This window comes from Arhodomonas sp. SL1, from assembly GCF_052060015.1.
Classification (GTDB): domain Bacteria; phylum Pseudomonadota; class Gammaproteobacteria; order Nitrococcales; family Nitrococcaceae; genus Arhodomonas.
This window is the reverse complement of the sequence record NZ_JBPODZ010000018.1, coordinates 22,626-42,404: the sequence shown is the minus strand read 5'-3', so window position 1 is coordinate 42,404 and position 19,779 is coordinate 22,626. Positions and strand designations below refer to the sequence as shown.

The 19,779-nt window shown below is 65.6% G+C and carries 14 protein-coding genes; 6 read left to right on the top strand and 8 right to left on the bottom strand.

The features are described from left to right. Positions 1–127: 127 nt before the first annotated feature. The 4 genes from ACQ754_RS15740 to ACQ754_RS15725 form a co-directional block, all read right to left on the bottom strand. Positions 128–1,594 (bottom strand): TRAP transporter large permease, encoded by a 1,467-nt coding sequence (locus ACQ754_RS15740; protein ID WP_440998001.1) that lies wholly within the window; start codon positions 1,592–1,594, stop codon positions 128–130. Further along, entirely contained in the window at positions 1,591–2,163 is a 573-nt protein-coding gene (locus tag ACQ754_RS15735) for a TRAP transporter small permease subunit (protein WP_440998000.1), read from the bottom strand. The genes ACQ754_RS15740 and ACQ754_RS15735 overlap by 4 nt, the downstream gene beginning before the upstream one ends. An 18-nt stretch (positions 2,164–2,181) precedes the next feature. Continuing rightward, positions 2,182–3,339: a TRAP transporter substrate-binding protein gene (locus ACQ754_RS15730; protein ID WP_440997999.1), complete on the bottom strand. Its 1,158-nt coding sequence runs from the start codon at positions 3,337–3,339 to the stop codon at positions 2,182–2,184. A gap of 67 nt (positions 3,340–3,406) precedes the next feature. Next, a complete protein-coding gene (locus ACQ754_RS15725; RefSeq protein ID WP_440997998.1) occupies positions 3,407–4,177 on the bottom strand; it encodes an aldolase in 771 nt (256 codons plus the stop codon). 216 nt (positions 4,178–4,393) lie between these two features. On the opposite strand from ACQ754_RS15725, the gene ACQ754_RS15720 reads away from it, so the two are divergent. Further along, positions 4,394–5,326, top strand: coding sequence for an AraC family transcriptional regulator (locus ACQ754_RS15720; RefSeq protein ID WP_440997997.1), 933 nt, complete (start codon positions 4,394–4,396; stop codon positions 5,324–5,326). A gap of 141 nt (positions 5,327–5,467) precedes the next feature. Here ACQ754_RS15720 and ACQ754_RS15715 read toward each other — a convergent pair whose 3' ends face one another. Genes ACQ754_RS15715 through ACQ754_RS15705 form a run of 3 tightly spaced genes read right to left on the bottom strand, consistent with a single transcriptional unit; the run spans position 5,468 to position 9,010 of the window. Further along, complete coding sequence (locus tag ACQ754_RS15715; RefSeq protein ID WP_440997996.1) at positions 5,468–6,760, bottom strand: sigma-54-dependent transcriptional regulator; 1,293 nt, start codon at positions 6,758–6,760, stop codon at positions 5,468–5,470. After that, positions 6,750–8,210 carry a sensor histidine kinase gene (locus ACQ754_RS15710; RefSeq protein ID WP_440997995.1) on the bottom strand — a complete coding sequence of 487 codons (1,461 nt, stop codon included), beginning with the start codon at positions 8,208–8,210 and terminating at the stop codon, positions 6,750–6,752. Before ACQ754_RS15710 ends, ACQ754_RS15715 begins: the two co-directional genes overlap by 11 nt. Continuing rightward, positions 8,207–9,010 (bottom strand): substrate-binding domain-containing protein, encoded by an 804-nt coding sequence (locus tag ACQ754_RS15705; protein ID WP_440997994.1) that lies wholly within the window; start codon positions 9,008–9,010, stop codon positions 8,207–8,209. Before ACQ754_RS15705 ends, ACQ754_RS15710 begins: the two co-directional genes overlap by 4 nt. 344 nt (positions 9,011–9,354) lie before the next feature. On the opposite strand from ACQ754_RS15705, the gene ACQ754_RS15700 reads away from it, so the two are divergent. Next, positions 9,355–9,879 (top strand): arsenate reductase (azurin) small subunit, encoded by a 525-nt coding sequence (locus ACQ754_RS15700; RefSeq protein ID WP_440997993.1) that lies wholly within the window; start codon positions 9,355–9,357, stop codon positions 9,877–9,879. A gap of 11 nt (positions 9,880–9,890) precedes the next feature. Then, entirely contained in the window at positions 9,891–12,383 is a 2,493-nt protein-coding gene (locus tag ACQ754_RS15695; protein ID WP_440997992.1) for an arsenate reductase (azurin) large subunit, read from the top strand. 229 nt (positions 12,384–12,612) lie between these two features. Here the strand turns inward: ACQ754_RS15695 and typA are convergent, their stop codons facing one another. Then, positions 12,613–14,436, bottom strand: coding sequence for a translational GTPase TypA (typA, locus tag ACQ754_RS15690; RefSeq protein WP_440997991.1), 1,824 nt, complete (start codon positions 14,434–14,436; stop codon positions 12,613–12,615). A gap of 354 nt (positions 14,437–14,790) precedes the next feature. On the opposite strand from typA, the gene ACQ754_RS15685 reads away from it, so the two are divergent. Genes ACQ754_RS15685 through ACQ754_RS15675 form a run of 3 tightly spaced genes read left to right on the top strand, consistent with a single transcriptional unit; the run spans position 14,791 to position 19,778 of the window. Next, positions 14,791–15,822: a WD40/YVTN/BNR-like repeat-containing protein gene (locus tag ACQ754_RS15685; RefSeq protein ID WP_440997990.1), complete on the top strand. Its 1,032-nt coding sequence runs from the start codon at positions 14,791–14,793 to the stop codon at positions 15,820–15,822. Continuing rightward, a complete protein-coding gene (locus ACQ754_RS15680; RefSeq protein ID WP_440997989.1) occupies positions 15,815–18,247 on the top strand; it encodes an efflux RND transporter permease subunit in 2,433 nt (810 codons plus the stop codon). Before ACQ754_RS15685 ends, ACQ754_RS15680 begins: the two co-directional genes overlap by 8 nt. Positions 18,248–18,305: 58 nt before the next feature. Beyond that, positions 18,306–19,778, top strand: coding sequence for a DUF1302 family protein (locus ACQ754_RS15675; protein WP_440997988.1), 1,473 nt, complete (start codon positions 18,306–18,308; stop codon positions 19,776–19,778). The last annotated feature ends 1 nt before the right edge of the window (position 19,779 follow it).

Below are 19,779 nucleotides of genomic sequence, written 5' to 3'. Positions count from 1 at the left end.
CGCTGAGGCCTGGGTTTGGCTCACCGAAGCACGCCGGCTGATGCGGCGGCTAACCGTCTAATTTGTAAACACCCTCTTAAATGACATAGTTGTGACTCATGTCGGATGACTAGTCCGCCCGATGGTTCTACTCGAAAAGGTAGTTTAGATCTCCTTCGTCGCTCGTATTCTCAGCACCATGATCGTGCACTTCCTGAGATGCTGACTCCGCGGGCACCTCTGGCCCGAACAGGGTGTCTGGTAAACGGGTAGCGAGCTCCGGTAGGAGCCAAACCATAAGGAGTGCGGCCAGCTGCAGCACCACGAACGGCAGTACACCGCGGTAGACCACACCGGTTGTGACTGTGGGGGGCGCCACACCGCGCAGGTAAAATAGCGCGAAGCCAAAGGGCGGGGTGAGGAAACTCGTCTGTAGGACCATGCCAATGAGTACCCCCAGCCACACCGGGTCGATTCCGAGTTGGATTAGTGCCGGTGCCGTGATCGGGATAACAATGAAAATCAGCTCGAGGGTGTCCAGGAAGAAGCCGAGCACAAACATCACCGCGAGCACGGTTAGCAGTGCGGCGGAGGGCCCCCCCGGCACACGGGAGAGGAGGTCGGCAACGAAGATATCTCCGTCCAGTCCCCGGAACACTAGGCTGAACAGCGACGCGCCCAGGAAGATGGTGAAGATCATCGCTGTGATGGTTAGGCTGGAAGTCAGTACACTGCGGAGCAGTTCCGTGGTGAGCAACCGCCGTGCCGCGGTCAGAGCCAGCGCCCCGACAGCACCTACTGAAGCAGACTCGGTGGGAGTGGCCAGACCTACGAGGATAGAGCCCAGTACGCCCACGATTAGGGCCAGAGGCGGCGCCAATGTGACGCCCACGCGAGAGAAGGATGGGCGTCCACTGGTTGCCGTGGAAGCGGGCGGGCAATGCTGCGGTCGCCATACAGCTTGGGCACCCACCCAGGCCAAGTAGAGTGCCACCAGCAACAGGCCTGGTAGGAAGGTACCGGCGAACAACTGCCCCACGGACACCGGATCAGGCGCGGGATTGTCCAGGGCCATCTGGGCGCGCTGATTGGCGGTCTGCAGCAGGGTAGCCACGAATATTAAGATCGTGGACGGCGGGATCACCTGTCCCAGGGTGCCGGAAGCGCAGATTAGCCCGGAAGCGAGCCCTGGGTCGTAGTGTGCGCGTAGCATGCTGGGCAGGCTGAGTAGCCCCATGGTCACCACGGTGGCGCCAACGATGCCGGTAGAGGCGGCTAGCATGGCGCCCACCAGCGTGACCGAAATGCCGAGCCCGCCGGGCATCCGTCCGAACAGCCCGGCCATAGTCTCCAGCAGGTCCTCGGCGATGCGCGAGCGCTCCAGGCATACGCCCATGAACACGAATAGCGGCACGGCCACCAAGATCTCATTCGCCATAATGCCGAAGTAGCGAGACGGCAGCCCGGTGAGGAAGATCAGATCGAAGATTCCGAGCGTTTGCCCCAGGAGCGCGAATAGCGTGCCTACGCCGGCCAGGGTGAACGCCACCTGGTAGCCCGCCATTACCGCGGCGATGGCGACCCCGAACATCAGCAATGCCAGTGTCTCGCTCATTGCGGGTCCGTTTCCAGTGCGCCCCCGGGATGCCCCAGGAGGAACAGGCTGCGGCGTATGATGACGGAAATGCCCTGGAGGAGCAGCAACACCGCAAATAGGAGAATTACCGTTTTGAGCGGGTAGACGGCTGGCAGCCCGCCGTATTCAGGTGAGGATTCGCCGACCGCCCATGAGCGGACCACATAGGGGAAAGCGGTCAGCAGTACCAGTAACAGCCAGGGGATGAGAAACACCAAAGTTCCCACAATATCCGTCCAAGCCTGGCCGCGCGGCGAACGCCGTGCATAGAATAGATCCACGCGGACGTGCCCGCCGACCTGCAGGGTGTAGGCAGAGCCGAGCATGAACACGATAGCGTGCTGCCAGACATAGAGTTCTTGGATCCAGACGTACCCGAAGGAAAAGGCATAGCGCAAGAAGGCCGCCAAAAAGCACACGACCACAGCCCCCAGGATGAGCCATCGCACCGCTCTGGCCATTCTGCGGTTAAGGGCATCGATTGCGTCCGCCACGTGGGCAAGGTGGGTTATCCCACCTTTGCCCGCCGTGGGACCCGGAGTGGTCATCGCCAGTAGTCTCCCAGACTAAGAGGGATAGTCGTAATCCAACGACCGGGCGTTGAGGAAGCCCTGCTCGGCAATGCTGGTGTACGCCTTCATGCCGCCCCGCGCTGAGAGGTAGGAGTCGAAGATCCGGCGGGTGAGCTCGTCGCCGTCGTCGCGCATCTCCGTAAGCACTTTGTTGGACGCATCACCCATCGCACGGAGGATCTCCTCCGGTACCCGGCGCAGCTGCACGCCGTGCTCCTGGGTGAGTTTGCGCATCGCCGGCGCGTTCTTGTAGGTGTACTCCGCCCAGCTGTCGGTGTAGCCCTGCAGGCACGCAGTGCGGACAATCTGTTGCAGATCACGCGGTAGCTCGTTGAACTTCTCCCGGTTGACTACGGCGTTGACGATGGTACTGCCTTCAATGACCCCGGGAGCATAGTAGTTCTTGGCTACCTGTTGGATGCCAATGGCGATGTCGTTGAACGGGCTAACCAACTCGCAGGCGTCTACGGTACCGGACTGCATGGCCTGGAATAGCTCGCCCACGGGCATCTGTACCACGGTGGCACCCAGCTGGGACATCACCGCCGCGCCCAGCCCCGGCGTGCGGAACTTTAACCCGCGCAGGTCCTGGACGGTCTCAATGGGCTCGCGGAACCAGCCGAACATCTGGGTTCCCGTGTTACATGCCATGAACGGCTTCAGCCCAAACTCGGCGTAGGCCTCATCCCATAGCTCCATGCCGCCGCCGTGGAGCAGCCAGCCGGCATACTCGTTGCCTACCAAGCCGAAAGGAATGGTCGTGAACAGTGCGAAAATGGGGTTCTTGCCCATGTGGTGGAAAGAGGCATCGTGGCCCATTTCTACCGTGCCACTGGACACCGCGTCGAACACTTCCATCGCCGGCACTACCTCGCCGGCGCCGTGTACCGTTACAGTGAGCCTGCCGTCGCTCATCTCTGTGATGAGCTGGGCCACACGCTCGGCGTTTGTTCCAACACCGGGAAAACCCTTGGGCCAGGCCGTCACCATGCGCCACTCGCGACGCTCACTCGCGATGGCCGGCATGCCCAGCGTCGAAGAGGCCGCCGCCACGCCGCCAGCGCTGGCCAACATACCCCCCTTCTTGAGAAAATTCCGCCGCCCGGTATCATGTTGGCTTGCGCCCGTGGTCGTATCGCTATTGTCGGTCATCGTAGCTCTCCTCATTCTGTCAGTTTATCGTTCTATTGCTTGCTGACTTCTGTTTTGCGGTGGGCCGCTAATCCAGGCAGTCAGGCTCGCGGGCCACGGTCTTGCGACCCCAGTACGCAAATGTTGCACGCACCACCGATCGCAGCATGAGAAAGTCATGGGCGTCTCCCGCCAGTTCCGGGTTCACCGCCTTCATAGCGCCGACCGAGGAGGCCAGGATCTGCATGCGCGCGGCATGCTCTATCCAGAAAGCCAAGTAGGTGGCTTCTTCGATGGATTCGCAGGCAGTGAGCATGCCGTGGTGGGCGAGCAGAATGGCGCGCTTGTCGCCGAGGGCTTCTGAGATGATTCGTCCCTCTTCATCGGCGATGGGCACGCCGGGCCACTCGGATAGGAATGCGCACTCGCCGTAGAGCGGCATGGTGTCCATGTGAGCGGCCATCAGCGGCTCGCCCAGCGTCGACAGCGCCGATATGTACATGGGATGGGTGTGCACTATGGCGTTGACGCCCGGGCGGTTGCGATAGATCCACATGTGAAAGCGGGTGGCAGGGTTGGCCATCCCGTCGCCATCGAGCACCGTGAGATCGTCGTCCACGCGTACCAAGCCCCTAGCGGTCACTTCATCGAAGCCGTCGCCAAAGCGCAGGGTCCAAGAGGTGCGTGGTTCGTTTTCATCCCGTGCGGAGATCTGGCCAGCCAGGCCGGGTGTGTGTTCCTCATGAGCCAGTATTCGCGCGGCAATGGCGAGCTTCTGGCGAAGGGACCAGTCAGCCCCCTTGAGATGGTGTTCCATCTGGGCGCGAACAGACTGGGATGTGTCTTCGGGGAATTGCATGTCTCCTCCTCCCGACCGGTGCTCGGCACGCTGCCGGCGTGCCGGTGTGATTGACTTAGTGCTCCCGTCGGAATATCAGGCAGGGCAAAGCGGCCGAAGCTAAGTGGATGACCACCAGAACCCCGGGCCCGGTGTCGATGCCGACAGTCCCTTTATATCTTTCATACAATCAGGGTGTGGCGTCTTGGACAGGCGTGCCAAAGGAGTTGACCCATTGTGCCAGTGACTGAATCCGCGGCGAGTCTAGTGCGAGAGAATGCCGTTCCGGCCCGGTTCAGCACGGCGGAATTGCAGCCAGGGTCTCGACTAGCGGCATTGCGTACTTGGCTCGATGAGGTGGCATTGCCGGGAGAGCTACATGCTGCTGCCCCGCGGGCTCGAGTTGACCGTATCGGCACCGGTGGTGACTGGGAGGTTACGCGCATCGTCACGGCGCCGTTGGCCGTGATCCACGCGCCCAACCATGTCGCTGCGGGACCTGGTGGCTATTTGTTGTGGTTGCAACTACGGGGAGAGGCTGTGTTCCGCCAAGGCAGCCGGACGGTGGCCGCACGCACCGGCTGCATTGTGGTGCGCAGCGCGGATCTGCCATCGGAGGTCACGGTTACCCGTCGGACTTGCGGTATTCTGGTTCGTGCGCCACGGGCGGCGACGAGCCTTCCCCTGGGCCACGTTGTGACGCTGGATGCCGATAACGGATCTTGCGCTGTGATCCGGCAGTTTCTCCGTGGGCTGGCAACTTCTGGCGTTAGTGCCAATGCTGTGCTGGAGCAGGCTCATGGCACCTTAGCTGGCCTGCTCCATGACGGGCTCAGCGCCAGTTTGCGCGAGAATACCTGTGGCCGGGCCCAACCGATCCTCGCCCGGATCGAGGCTCGGCTAAGCGATCCCGGGCTGGATGCATCACAGATCGCGGCGGAGATGGGGATCTCGTTGCGTACTCTGCACCGAAGTCTCGCCGCTGCCGGGGTAAGTTTCCGCCGCTATCTGCTGCAGCAACGCCTTTTTCGGTGTCAGCGGGACTTGGTGCGTTGCCCCCATGAGTCGGTCACTACGATCTGTCTACGCTGGGGCTTCAGCGACTTGTCCTACTTCTGCCGGGTCTTTCGCCGGCATACCGGCATGACACCTTCTCAGGCGCGACGTTAGCTTATGCGTCTTCATGTCCCTGAAGGGATTCGCCAGTTCGGGGTCATGGCACAACGCTGCGCCATCTTTATTCAAGGAATAGGCGTAGATGGTAGCGCTTTAGTGACCGAAGGGTCCACTCCGTGCCCTTGCAGCACTCACTCATACTGGCCGGCGCAGCCCGTGCCGGCGCATCTTCTGCCATAGCCCTTTGCGGGAGAGGCCCAGGCTTTCGGCGGTGCGGGTGATGTGCCAATCGTGGGCGGCGAGCGCCCGCTCGAGGTGCTCGCGTTCTGCGTCGCCGAGGTGTTGGTCGAGCCGGAAGTCGCCTCTCCCAGGGTGTGCCTCGGGCAGCAGGTCGGCGGCGGTAAGCACCGGCGAGGTGGCGAAGATGCAGGCGCGCTCGATGGCGTGCTCGAGCTCGCGGACGTGGCCGGGCCAATCGTGGGCCAACAGGGCGTTGCGGGCGTCGTCGGAGAGCCGGCGGGGGCCTGCGGGATCGTGGCGCGCGTGCTCGGCGAGGAAGCGCTCCGCTAGCCAGAGGATGTCATCGGGGCGCTCGCGCAGCGGGGGAACCCGTAGGCTGACGACATTGATGCGGTAGTAGAGGTCCTCGCGGAAGCGGCCCGCCGTGACCTCGGCCCGAAGGTCCCGATGGGTGGCGAAGATCAGCCGGGCGGTGACCGCGCGCGGTTCATCGTCGCCGACGGGGGTATAGTTCCGCTCCTGCAAGGTGCGCAGCAGCTTTGCCTGCATCACCGCTGGCATGTCGCCGATCTCGTCGAGGAGCAGGCTGCCACCGCACGCCTGCTCGAACGCTCCCGGCCGGTCGCGTTCGGCGCCGGTGAAGGCGCCGCGGCGGTGGCCGAAGAGCTCGGACTCGATGAGCCCCTCCGGGACCGCGGCGCAGTTGAGGGCCACCATCCGGCCGCTGCCCCCGCTCAGCTCGTGGAGCCGCCGGGCGACCACCTCCTTGCCGACACCCGTCTCGCCGAGCAGCAGCAAAGGGGTGTCGGGATGGCGGGCAAGGCTCTGCAGCCGCGCCTCCAGTTCCCGCATGGCCGGCGAGACGCCGAGCGGGGATTCCCCGCGATAGGCCTCGCAGGCGTCGCAGCGGCAGACCTCGTAGAGCCGACGTACCAGCTCCCGCGCGTCCACCGGCTTGATGAGATAATCCGCAGCGCCCTCCTTGAGCAGCGCCACCGCCTCCTGCACCCGCGCGTAGGCGGTCATGAACACGGTGGGGGGCAGGGCGGTCGGGGCATCGCGCTGCAGGCGCCGAAATAGCGCGCCGCCGTCGCCGTCAGGCAGGCGCAGATCACAAAGCAGGAGGTCGGCGGGCGCGGAAATCAGCCGCGCGTAGCCGGCCTCGGCGGTGGTCACCCAGTCCACGTCCAGACCGTCCAGCGACAGGCGCTCAGAGAGGGTTTCGCCGAGGATGGGATCATCCTCCACCAGCACCAGCTGGGGGCGTGCCGCCGTTGTCGCCGGTGAAGGGGAGCTCGACCCGAAAGAGGGTGCACGATTCATCGCTTTCCACCTCGATTCGCCCGTTGAGGCCACGCACGATCTGGTCGGTGACCCACAGCCCGAGGCCGCCACTGCCACCGTCCACGTGGGGTGGGCGGAACAGGGCATCGCGGCGGCGAACTGGAATGGCTGCGCCGGAGTTGGCCACCCGTAACACCAACGTTGCCTCGCCGGCCTCCAGGGTACAACGGACGTGGCCTTCGGGCCCGCTGGCCTCCATGGCGTTGAGCAGAAGGTTCAGCAGGACCTGCCGCACCGGTGTCGCCGGCAGCGGGATCGGTCCGTGAAGGCGGTTGTCCCATTCCAGCACGCCACCGCGGTGGTGGCTCACCGCCAGGGTCCGCACATCCTCCGCGTCCTGCGCGGTGAACGGGTGCCCGTCCACCCGGGCCTCCACCAGCAGCGCGGAGACGGTCTCGCGGATCTGTGCGAGGCCCCGTTCCAGCAGGTCCGCGGTATGGTGGACGTCGGCGTCGTCGCTGCGCCGGCGCAGGGTGTCCACGGCAACCATGAGCCCATTGAGGGGATTGTTGATCTCGTGGGCGACGCCGCCCGCGAGCTCGCCGATGGTGGCAAGGCGCTCCTGGCGGACGAGCCGCGCCTCCATGGCCTCCTTTTCCCGAAGCGCATCGAGCATGCCGCGGAAACGGCCGGTAAGGGCGCCGATTTCGTCGTCACGCATCGGCTCCGGGGCGCGGATCTGCCCTGGCGGGTCGTGGCCCACCCGGGCCATGGATCGGGTCAGTGCGGTCAGTGGCTCGCTCATACGTTTGCCCCAGAGCCAACCGAGGGGGGCGAGCAGCGCCATTAGCGCCAGGATGGAGAGGGCAGCGTCGCCGGTGATATCCCGAAAGCGTGGCCACATCAGGGTGTCGGGATAGATCAGCAACAGCGCGCCGATGGCGACGCCGTCCTGGTGGATGGGCTCGACCAATACGCGTCGGCCCTCGAGGGCTCGGGGCAGGTCTAGAAACTCGCTGGGGATGCCGTCCAACGCCCCGGCGATACCCTCGAAACCCGGCGCGGCCTCATCAAGGGGTTTCGCCGTCGGGAACGCCTGGGGCCGATTGGCGGCGAAGACGCGAAGCTCATCGTCGACGACGACCAGTGTGGTGCGCTCGTCGAACAGCGCGCCCTCGCTGCCACGCAGGGTGTTGAAGGCCTGCCAGACGTCGTCGTGGCGGAGCGCCGGCTTTACCGCGGTGGCCAGTGCCTGGCCGAGCTGCCGGCCGGTGCTGACCAGGTCGCGCTCGACGTTGCGCCAGGTCTGGCCGGCGATCACCGCTGCGAGCACCACCGTGGTCAGGGCGCTGGCGGCGATCAGGCTCAGCGGGATCCGAACTCGGTAGCTCCGCAGCGCCCGGCGTAGCCTCATGGCAACCGCCCTTGCTCCAGCATGACGCGGATGCCGTCGTACAGTCCCTTGGAGCCGGCGAAAAAGCCGTCCAGGTTGAGGGCATCCAGCAGCTCTGCGCCCCGTGGGTCCTCCTCCATGTGGGTGAGTACCCGGCGCAGGGATTGACGCAACCCCTCGTCGGCGCCGCGGCGGATCACGATGGGCGGGAATCCGAAGCGTTGCGAGTGTTGCACCACCCGGGTCTGGCGCGTGAGCTCGGGCTCGAAGCGCGCGAGGGTCTCCCAGACGTAGCCGTCCACGGCGCCGGCGTCAGCGAGCCCCGCCGCCACCGCCTCGACGACGTGGCGGTGGCCCCAGGCGTTGAAGCTCGCGCGGAACAGCGTGTCCGGTTCCAGGCCCTGTTCGCGCATGGCCACCCGGGGGTAGAGCGCGCCGGAGTTGGAGTCCGGGTCGGAGTAGGCGAATACCTTGCCGCGGAGATCCGACCACTCACTGGTGGAACGGTCCGAGGCGGGGACGATGAGATAGGAGCGATACAGTGGCCGGCCCTGGAACAACGGCACCGCCACCAGCTCCAGGAGGTGCTCCTGGCGCAGGAAGGGGGCACCGCAGATCCAGGCCGCATCCACGTGCCCCCGGGCGAGCAGGTCGTTGATTTCACCGTAGCTGGTGCGCTGGATGAACTCCACCGGCCGCTCCAACTGCGCCGCCAGGTAGTCCCGCCAGTGGTTGAGCAGGCTGACCCGATCGTTCAGGAACACAGGGGTGAGCCCGATGCGGACGGGCTCCGGCGCCGCCGGCGCCTTAGTCGCCAACATTGCGGCGACAATGCAGACCATGAGAATTGGGAGCGCCCTTCGGAGACTGCGTGCTGCGCCGTCCGCCAGCACCCGAAATCTTTGCCGAGATGCCATGGGGCTCCTCCAGGCCGCATGCGAGGGTGAATCCATTGTAACGCCGCTCATGGGGGGGGTCGGTCGTTACCAATCGGTAACGATGCGTCTCGCGATGGTTACCAGGCGGTAACTCATCATACAGGGAGGCCCTGCTGCCAATACCGTGGTGCCGGGGCTGGGGTTACTTGGTCCGGGACTTGCTAGCCAATCGGGCGGGACACGGCAATGATCCGTGTCAATGACACCCGCTAAGGAGGAGAGCATTCATGAGCGGAATCTCGCGACGGAAGTTCCTGCAGGCCAGCGGTGCCGGCGCTGTCGGTGGTGCCCTGGCGCCCTGGAGCGCGGGGCATGCGCAGTCCGGCCCACAGCAGGTGGGAGACGCGACCCTGCCCTATCCCGAGCATGCCCTCGGCAAGGCCGGCGAGTTGGAGCCGGGCAGGCCCGTGACCTTCAACTATCCGGACGAGCAGTCGCCCTGCCTGGTGATCCGCTTGGGCAGCCCCAACCCGGTGGGTGTGGGCCCGGATGGCGACATCGTCGCCTATTCCCAGCTCTGCACCCACATGGGCTGCCCGGTAGCATACTCCGCCGAGGAGAAGACCCTGCGCTGCCCCTGCCACTTCACGGTGTTCGACCCGGAGCTCAAGGGCCAGATGGTCAGCGGTCAGGCGACAGTGAACCTGCCGCGGGTGCTGCTGCGCTATAACCCCGATGACGACAGCCTCCACGCCGTGGGCGTCGAGGGGCTGATCTATGGCCGCCAGGCCAACGTCCTCGAGACCGCGTAAGGGAGGCAGGGATGTACGAATACACTGACGACCGCATCGCGCTGCCGCCGGCGGACGCCGAGAAGACGCAGATGACCTGCCATTTCTGCATCGTCGGTTGCGGCTATCACGTCTATAAGTGGCCGGCCAACCGGGAAGGCGGGCGCGCCCCGGAGCAGAATGCCCTGGGGCTGGACTTCCGCCGGCCGGTGGGCGCCATGCAGCTGACCATGACCCAGGCGATGACCAACATCGTCCAGGACCGCGATGGCAGCTATCACCGGATCATGATCGTCCCGGACAAGGAATGCGTGGTCAACGACGGCCTCGCCTCCACCCGCGGTGGCCAGATGGCGCGGGTGATGTATAACCCGCAGACGACCGTGGGGGCGAACCGCCTGAAGTACCCGCGGGTCTATGCCGGCGACGAGTGGCTGGATACCAACTGGGAGCATGCCCACGCGCTGTGGGCGGGCTTGACCAAGCGCATCCTTGATGAGGACGGGCCGGATCAGCTGGCGTTCAATCTCTTCGATCACGGTGGCGCCGGCGGCGGCTTCGAGAACACCTGGGGTACCGGCAAGCTCATCTTCTCCGGCCTCGGCACCCAGACCGTGCGCATCCACAACCGCCCGGCCTATAACTCCGAGTGCCACGCCAGCCGGGACATGGGCATCTACGAGCTCAACAATGGCTACGAGGACGCCGAGCTCGCCGACTGCATCCTCTCGGTGGGCGCCAACGCCTACGAGTCCCAGACCAACTATTTCCTCGCCCACTGGTTGCCCAATCTCCAGGGGGCGACCACCGGCAAGAAGCGCGATTTCTTCGAGGACGGGGAGACCGCGGGGCGCGCCCGGATCATCTTCATCGATCCCCGGCGCTCGCTCACTGTGGCCGTCGCCGAGCATGCCGCGGGCGCCGAGAATGTCCTGCACCTGGCGATCAAGCCCGGCACGGATACGGCGCTGTTCAACGGTCTCATGACCTATGCCGTGGAGCAGGGTTGGTACGACGCCGAGTTCATCGAGGCGCATACCGAGGGCTTCCAGGAGACCCGCGACGCCAATAGGATGGACCTCGCCGAGTGTAGCCGGATCACCGGCGTGGCGGAGGCGGATATCCGCAAGGCAGCGGAGTGGGCCTACAAGCCCAAGGAGTCCGGGCATCGGCCGCGGACCATGCACGGCTACGAAAAGGGCATCATCTGGGGCAACGACAACTACCGGACCCAGTCGGCCCTGGTGGATCTCGTGCTCGCCACCCATAACGTGGGCCGCCGCGGCACCGGGGTGGTGCGCATGGGCGGCCATCAGGAGGGCTACTGCCGGCCTCCGTACCCGGGCGGGCGCCCCGCGGTGAACGTCGACGAGGAGATCGTACGCGGCAACGGACGGATGCTCACCGTTTGGGCCTGCAATGCCTTCCAGACCACGCTCAACGCCGAGGAATACCGCAAGGCGGTGATGCGGCGCAGCGAGATCGTCAAGCAGGCCATGCGGCGGTTGCGCGGTGCCTCCATCGAGGAGACCGTGGAGGCCGTCTACCGGGCGGTGCGCTATGACGGCGGGCTGTTCGTCACCCTGATCGATCTCTACCCCACTAAGTTCGCCGAGGCGGCCCACCTGATGATGCCCGCCGCCCATACCGGCGAGATGAACCTCACCTCCATGAACGGCGAGCGCCGGATGCGGCTGGCCGAGCGTTTCATGGATCCGCCCGGGGTGGCCAAGCCGGACTGCCTCATCGCCGCGGACATGGGCAAGACCCTGGAGCGGCTGTACCGGGAAGAAGGCAATGATGAGATGGCGAAGCGCTTCACCGGTTTCGACTGGGCCAGTGAGGAGGATGCCTTCGAGGATGGCTTCCGCCGGGCCGGCCAGCCGGATGCCCCGGTGATCCACAGCCAGGGCGGTGACACCGGGCACTTGGTGACCTACGAGCGCCTGCGTGCCGCCGGCAATAACGGTGTGCAACTGCCGGTGAAGGAGTACACCGACGGTACCCTGGTGGGCACGCCGATGCTCTATACCGACGGCAATTTCGACACCGACAACGGGCGGGCGAAGTTCCTGCCGGCGCCGTGGAACGGGTTCCCGGCCACGGTGGAGCGCCAACGGCGGAAGTACCGCTTCTGGATCAACAACGGCCGTACCAACCAGATCTGGCAGAGCGCCTACCACGATCAGTACGTGGAGTTCCGGCGCGGTCGTTATCCCATGGCCCCGCTGGAGATCAACCCGGCCGACGCCGAGGAACTGGGCATCGAGTCCGGGGACGTGGTGGAGCTCTACAACGACTACGGTGCCACCTACGCCATGGCCTATCTGGAGCCGGACATCGGCCGCGACCATGTGTTCATGGAGGCGATGTACTTCAACGCCGTCATGGGCGATCTGGTCACCCCGTGGACGGATCGCAACATCATCCCCTACTACAAGGGGACGTGGGCGGACATCCGCCGTGTCGGCCGCATCGAGCGCTTCAGCGAAGGCGTGAGCTTCAAGCGGCGGCGTTACGTCTGACCCCAAACCCAGGGGCGCTGGCGCGGCCGGCGCCCGCTGGTCTGCGTTTGTGCTCGGGCGTGGTGGATTCTCGCCTGACGGCCTCCATCCACCCGACGTCGTTGGGCATCCGTCCGGCCTGGCGGGGTAGAAGCCGGCCTCGCCGGCGAAGAACCGCCGGGCGCGGCGGTTTGTGGCGTAGGGTGGACGGAGCGTAGCGTAGTCCACCTGCTTTGTTATACCCGGCCCTTCAGCCGTTGCTCACCTTGCGCGAGGCGCGCTTGCGTTCGTGCTCCTTGAGTAGCTTCTTGCGCAGGCGCACGGCGGCGGGCGTGACCTCGACGAGCTCGTCGTCGTCGATGAACTCCAACGCCTGCTCGAGGGTGAAGCGTGTCGGTGGGGTGAGGATGATGTTCTCATCGGAGCCGGCGGCGCGGACATTGGTGAGCTGCTTGGCCTTCATCGGATTCACCACCAGGTCGTTGTCCCGGTTGTGGATGCCGATGACCATGCCCTCGTAGACCTCGTCGCCCGGGCCGATCAGCATCTGGCCGCGGTCCTGGAGGTTGAACAGCGCGTAGGCCAGGGCCTTGCCGGCGGCGTTGGCGATCATCGCGCCGTTGATGCGCTGGCCGTAATCGCCGCTCTTCACCGGCCCGTAGTGGTCGAAGACGTGGTACATCATCCCGGTGCCGGAGGTCGCGGTGAGGAACTCGGTGCGGAAGCCGATCAGCCCGCGTGCGGGGATGATGTAGTCCAGCCGCACGCGGCCCTTGCCGTCGGGGAGCATGTCGGTGAGCTCGCCACCGCGCCCGCCGAGCTTCTGCATTACCGCGCCCTGGTAGTCCTCGGCGGTGTCGACGGTCAGCTGCTCGTAGGGCTCCTGCTTGATGCCGTCCACCTCGCGGACGATGACCTCGGGGCGGGAGACGCCGAGCTCATAGCCCTCCCGGCGCATGTTCTCGATAAGCACCGCCAGGTGCAGCTCGCCGCGGCCGGAGACCCGGAACTTCTCCGGGTCCTCGGTGGGTTCCACGCGCAGGGCGACGTTGTGCTGGAGCTCGCGCTCGAGGCGCTCGCGGATCTGGCGGGAGGTGATGTACTTGCCTTCCCGTCCGGCGAACGGCGAGGTATTGACCTGGAAGGTCATGCTGACCGTGGGCTCGTCGACGGTGAGCGCCGGCAGCGCCTCCACGGCCTTGGGGTCGCAAAGGGTGTCGGAGATATGGACACCGTCGATGCCGGTGAAGGCGATGATGTCACCGGCCCGGGCCTCTTCCACTTCGGTGCGCTCGAGCCCGAGGAAGCCGAGCACCTGCAGGATGCGCGCATTGCGCCGGTTGCCGTGGCGGTCCACCACCGTGAGCTGCTGGTTGGGACGCACCCGCCCGCGCTTGATCCGGCCGATGCCGATCACGCCGACATAGCTGCTGTAGTCCAGTGAGCTCACCTGCATCTGAAACGGTCCGTCCGGATCCACCGCCGGCGGGGAGACGCGGTCCCGGATCACCTCGAACAGCGGCGTCATGTCCCCGTCCCGGGCCTCGGGATCGGTGTTGGCATAGCCATTGAGCGCCGAGGCGTAGATCACCGGGAAATCCAGCTGCTCGTCATCGGCACCGAGGTTGTCGAACAGATCGAAGGTCTGGTTCAGGACCCAGTCCGGGCGTGCGCCGGGACGGTCGATCTTGTTGATCACCACGATGGGTCGAAAGCCCTGGGCCAGGGCCTTCTGGGTGACGAACCGGGTCTGGGGCATCGGCCCGTCGACGGCGTCCACCAGCAGCAGCACCGAATCCACCATGGACAGCACCCGCTCCACTTCGCCGCCGAAGTCGGCGTGACCGGGGGTGTCGACGATGTTGATGCGGTACTCGCCCCACTGGATCGCCGTGTTCTTGGACAGGATGGTGATACCGCGCTCGCGCTCCAGGTCGTTGGAGTCCATGACCCGGTCGGGGGCGTCGCCGCGAGTAGCGAGGGTGCCGGACTGCTGCAGGAGCTTGTCCACCAGCGTCGTCTTGCCGTGATCCACGTGGGCGATGATGGCGATGTTGCGGAGCTTTTCGATCACTTCTGAGCGCGCCTCGGTGCCGGGAACGGGCGCGTATCTTCAGGGATTTGCATGCTTCTGTCGAGTGCGGCGGGCGTGAGCGGCGGTCTGTCCCGAACCTGCGACGGTCAATTAGCGCTTGACGCCTAAAAGGTTTAAGTATTAGATAAAAGCCACACGAAAACACTGATAAGTTGACAACAAGATCAGCGTAAAACGAGAACGCCCGGAGGAGAGGGCCGTGCCCGCCCCACGTGTGACGGGTCCGGTCGGTACCGCATAAGTCGTCCCCGTGGCATCGCCCGTGACCGCCGATATGGCGGTGTGGGTGCTCGTTGAAGCGCGAACGTTGCGGAGACAGACGGCGGGGGCGAAATGGCCGCAAGGCACCTCATCTACACCTTCGAGATCGCGCTTTCCGCGCTCATCCTGCTCGCCCTGTTCTGGGTGGCGTTCTTCGTCGAACCCGCCGTGGAGGTGCCCGAGATCCAGCGCTCGGCCATCGAGGCGCGGGATGATTTCTACGGCATCGCTGCCCCCCGTCGGAATGGCCGGGTGATCTGGGCCGTCGGACGCTACGGCAAGGTCATCCGCAGTGGCGATGCCGGGGACAGCTGGGCAATCCAGAACACACCGGTGGAGCAGCATCTCCAGGCGATCGCTGCCTGGGACGAAACACACGCCCTGATCGCCGGCGACGGGGGCACCGTCCTGGTCACCGAGGATGGCGGCAAGCAATGGGCCCAGATTGCGGTAGAGACGCGCCCCATGGGCGGCGACCAGCTCCTGCGCGCCCGAGTGGACGAGCAGGGACGTGGCTGGATCACCGGGGCCATGGGGACGGTGCTGGTGAGCACCGACGGGGGGCAAAGCTGGCGCCACACCCACCCGGAGGAAGACATCGGCTTCAACGACCTCGCCCTCGCGCCGGACGGAACCCTCTGGCTGGCCGGCGAGTTCGGGGTGCTGCGTCGCTCCCGGGATGATGGCGAGAGCTGGGAGGAGGTCCCGGCACCAACGGACTCCAGCCTCATGGCGATCGCCTTCGCCGATGCCCGCCACGGTGTGGCGGTGGGGCTCTCGGGGACGGTGCTCACCACCGACGATGGCGGCGAGAGCTGGCACGCGGGCGAGGCTCTGGCGGCGGGCCATTTCTTCGATATCGCCTGGCATGACGGCGGCTATCTGGCCGTGGGTGATGGCGGTGTGGTCGCCCGTGCCGGGCGCGAGGGGCGGGAGTGGGAGGTCGCGCAAATCGCCGCCGGCAACTTCGCCTGGTACACGAGCGTCGCCCCGGCGGGGGCCGGGCATTACATCGGTGGCGATGAGCTGGGGGCGCTGGGCGCCGATGGGTGGCGTGCGTTCTCGGCGGCAGTGGCCGGCAAGGGGGATAAAAACAATGGTTGAGCGCCTGGCAAGCGCCTGCATCCGCTATCGCGTCGCATTCATGGCGCTAGTGGTCGGGCTGACCGCGGTAATGGGGTGGTTTGCCTCGGGACTGGAGGTGCGGACCATCTTCACGGACCTGCAACCGGCGGGCCATCCCTATATCGAGACCAACGAGCAGTACAAGAACACCTTCGGCGGTGCCAACACCGTGACCATCATGGTCGAGGTCGAGGAGGGGGATATCTTCCGGTTGCCGGTGCTGGAGACGGTGCGGCAGATCACCCGTGACCTCCAGCAGGTGGAGGCGGTTAACCAGTTCCAGATCGTCTCGCTGGCCACCAAGAAGCTGAAGAACGTCCGCGCCTCCACTTACGGTATCGAGTCGCTACCGCTGATGTGGCCGGAACTGCCGGAAGACGAGCAGGCCGTTGCCGAGCTCCGCGAGGCGGTGATCGCTAACCCCACCGTCTACGGGCAGTTCGTCTCCCGGGATCTGAAGGCCGCGCTGATCACCGTCGACTTCATCGACCGGCTCATCGATTACAACGCCGTCTATCCGCAGCTCCGCGAGGTGGTGCAGCGAGCCGATGCCGAGGGGATGCGCATCCGGATGGTGGGGCAGCCGGTGCTCGCCGGCCTGGTAGTGGAGCACCTGCCGGAGACGATGAAGATCGTCGGCCTGATCGTCGTCGCCATCGCGATAATCCTTCTGCTGGCCAAGGGCACCTTCCGCGGCATGGTGCTGCCCCTGCTCTCCGGCGGGGTTACCGGTGTCTGGGTCCTGGGGGCGATCAACCTCTTCGGGATCAACCTGGATCCGCTGGCAATCGTCATCACGTTCCTCATCTCCGCGCGGGCGATCTCGCATGCCGTGCAACTGAGCGCCGGATTCGACAACGAGCGCCGTAACGGGGTGCTGGACTCGCGGCGTGCCGCGCGGATCGCGCTGCGCAAGCTCTTCCGACCGGGCCTGCTGGGCCTCGCTACGGATGCCGGCGCCATGCTGGTGGTGGCCCTTACCCCGATCCCGCTGCTGCAGAAGGCGGCCCTGATCGGAGCCACCTGGATCGGCGCCATGGTCATTGGGACCATCATCATGGTGCCGGTGGCGTTGTCCTGGGTGCGTGCCCATCCGGACCGCCAGCTCCTCGACGCGCGCGCCAACGCGGCCATGAACGCCTTTTTGCGCGGCTGCACGCGACTGACCACGAGCCGCGCCGGAGCCGCGGCGGTGATTGCCATCGCCACCGGCGTACTCGCCATCTCCGCCTGGCATGCGCGGGACATCCAGGTGGGTGATGCCAACCCCGGTTCCCCCATCCTGTGGCCGGACTCCGAGTACAACCGGGCTGACGCGGCGATCAACGAGCGCTTCCCCGGCAGCGACCGGATGTTCGTCGCCGTCGAGGGCGAGTCGCCGGACACCCTCAAGCGCCCCGAGGTGCTCACCAACATGACCCGCCTGCAGGCCTACATGGAGGCCCAGGAGGCGGTGGGCGGGACCCAGTCGCTGGCCGACGTAATCCGGCCGGTGAACATGATCCTCCACGAGGGCAACCCGCGTTACTTCAAGATCGGTGATGACGCACTGATCAACGGCGAGATCCTGTTCATCGCGCTCTCCGGCTCCGACCCGGGCGATATCGCTCGGTTTGCCGACACCCAGTACCAAAGCGGCGCGGTGCAAATGAGCTTCCGCGACCATCAGGGCGAGACCATCCGCACGGCGATCGCGGCGGTGAAGGAGTTCGCGGCAGCGAATCCGGTGGAGGGCATGGAGTACCGCCTCGCCGGGGGGCTGATCGGGGTCCTCGCCGCGGTCAACGAGGTGATCTTCTCCGGCCAGATCCAGAGCATCGCCCTGGCGCTGCTGGTGCTGTTCACCTTCTGTGCGATCGCCTACCGCTCGCCCCAAGCCGGGCTGTTCTTCCTGCCACTGGTGGTGCTTTCGAACACCATCACCTTCAGCTTCATGGCCTGGCAGGGTATCGGTCTCAACGTCAATACCTTGCCGGTGGCGGCCCTCGGCATAGGTCTCGGCGTGGACTACGCCTTCTACATCGCCGACCGCATCCGCGAGGGCTACGCCCAGACCCGGGACGCCGCCAAGAGCATCGGCTTCGCCCTGCTTACCGCCGGGCGCGGCGTGATCATTACCGCCGCCACCATGATCGCCTCGGTGGTGCTCTGGTACGTCTTCTCCTCCCTGCGCTTCCAGGCCGAGATGGGACTGCTCATCGCGCTGTGGATGAGCGTCTCGGCGTTGAGCGCCCTCGTGGTGATCCCCTCGATGATCTATCTGCTGCGCCCGCGCTTCATCTTTGGCACGGCGTCCGATGTGGCCTCGGCGGCCGAGGCGCGCGTGAGCACGGCGACGTCCATGGGGGCGGACGTATGGGAGGAGGACACGGCCCAGGCCGAACGGAAGGTGGCCTGCCGCTGAGGAGCAGTCGGGCTACCAGGCCCGTTAACAACGACGACAAACCCACACGGGAGGCAATATGCGCAAGGCATTCAGGAGGGGGTTGACCCCGACCCTGGCGGGGGCGGTGCTGCCGCTGTCCTTGGGGCTCACCGATGCCGTCGCGGCGGCGGAGATCGGTGGCTTCGACGTCAACGGCTACGTCCGCCAGTATCTGAGCTGGAACCTCGACGACGTGCCCGAGACCGAGGCCAACGACGAGGGCGATCTGTCCATGGCGCGGACCACGCTGCTGCTGCAGGCACGTGGCGATGTGGGGCCGGGACGGGTGACCGCCATCGGCCGGGCGAGCCGCGAGGTAATGACCGATTACCTGGACCGACTCGAAGACCGGACCGCCGAGACCGGCACAAGGGCGGATTTCCAGGATGAGCTCAACGAGACCGATCTGCGCGAGTTCTACGTGGACCTCAACCCCAGTGACCGGGTGTTCCTGCGCCTGGGTAAGCAGCAGGTGGTCTGGGGCGAGACGGACTTCTTCCAGGCCATGGATGTGGTCCACGGTTACGACCAGTCCTGGCGTTCGTTCCTCGAGCCCGAGAACGAGGAATGGCGCAAACCGTTGACCCTGGCCAACGCCAACATCCGTATCCCCGAGCTCACCGGGGAGCTGCAGCTACTCTTCCGCCCCGGCTGGGACCGCGGCTCCGATGTGGGCAACACCTATGACCTCTTCGGCGGCCGCTGGGCGGGCAAGGGCAACCGCGGGTTCAACACCCAGGGCACGCTGTTCCCCATCGAGTACCACCACGATGAGGGCGACACGGACGACCCCCACTACGGCCTGCGCTGGTCGGGCGCGTTCGGCGAGTACGACGGCATCTCCTATAGCCTGAACTACTACCACACCCAGGCCCAGGACCCGGTGCTGTACCCGAGCGACCGCGCGGACGCGCCTATGGGGCGGGCCTTCATCTATCCGGAGATCGACATCTTCGGCGGTACGCTGAGCGGCTATATCCCCGCCATCGACAGCGTCTACCGCGCCGAGCTCGCCTATATCCCGGATCAGCCCTACAACAACTTCAACCTGGGCGTCACCGAGCACGACACCTACCGGTTGATGCTCGGCCTCGATACCAGCCTGCGCCTGCAGGACACGCTCGGCACCAGCAACGCCAGCACCCTGAGCCTGCAGGCGTTCAACACCTACCTGGAGGGGCACAGCCAGGACCGTTCCGACCCGGATGCGGTGCGTAACGCCTTCGGCAGCACCAAGGACGAGCACACCACCTGGCTGACCGGCATCCTCACGCTCCCGTACCGCCATGACACCATCACCGGACAGCTGGTGGTGGTCCACGACGCCAGCAACGGCGGCGGGGTGATCGTGCCCTCACTGGAGTGGCAGGTCGGCCGCCACTGGCGAATCAAGCACGAGCTGGATCTCTTCTACGGCGGCCGCCACCAGGGCAGCAACGGCGGCAACAGCCTGTTCGGTTCCTTCGATGGCGCCGACCAGTTCTATACCCGCATCACTTATCAGTTCTGAC

Coding starts and splice junctions, on each gene's coding strand:
- ACQ754_RS15740 (WP_440998001.1), bottom strand. CDS start 1,594: ATGAGCGAGACACTGGCATTGCTGATGTTCGGGGTCGCCATCGCCGCG.
- ACQ754_RS15735 (WP_440998000.1), bottom strand. CDS start 2,163: ATGACCACTCCGGGTCCCACGGCGGGCAAAGGTGGGATAACCCACCTT.
- ACQ754_RS15730 (WP_440997999.1), bottom strand. CDS start 3,339: ATGACCGACAATAGCGATACGACCACGGGCGCAAGCCAACATGATACC.
- ACQ754_RS15725 (WP_440997998.1), bottom strand. CDS start 4,177: ATGCAATTCCCCGAAGACACATCCCAGTCTGTTCGCGCCCAGATGGAA.
- ACQ754_RS15710 (WP_440997995.1), bottom strand. CDS start 8,210: ATGAGGCTACGCCGGGCGCTGCGGAGCTACCGAGTTCGGATCCCGCTG.
- ACQ754_RS15705 (WP_440997994.1), bottom strand. CDS start 9,010: ATGTTGGCGACTAAGGCGCCGGCGGCGCCGGAGCCCGTCCGCATCGGG.
- ACQ754_RS15700 (WP_440997993.1), top strand. CDS start 9,355: ATGAGCGGAATCTCGCGACGGAAGTTCCTGCAGGCCAGCGGTGCCGGC.
- ACQ754_RS15695 (WP_440997992.1), top strand. CDS start 9,891: ATGTACGAATACACTGACGACCGCATCGCGCTGCCGCCGGCGGACGCC.
- ACQ754_RS15685 (WP_440997990.1), top strand. CDS start 14,791: ATGGCCGCAAGGCACCTCATCTACACCTTCGAGATCGCGCTTTCCGCG.
- ACQ754_RS15680 (WP_440997989.1), top strand. CDS start 15,815: ATGGTTGAGCGCCTGGCAAGCGCCTGCATCCGCTATCGCGTCGCATTC.
- ACQ754_RS15675 (WP_440997988.1), top strand. CDS start 18,306: ATGCGCAAGGCATTCAGGAGGGGGTTGACCCCGACCCTGGCGGGGGCG.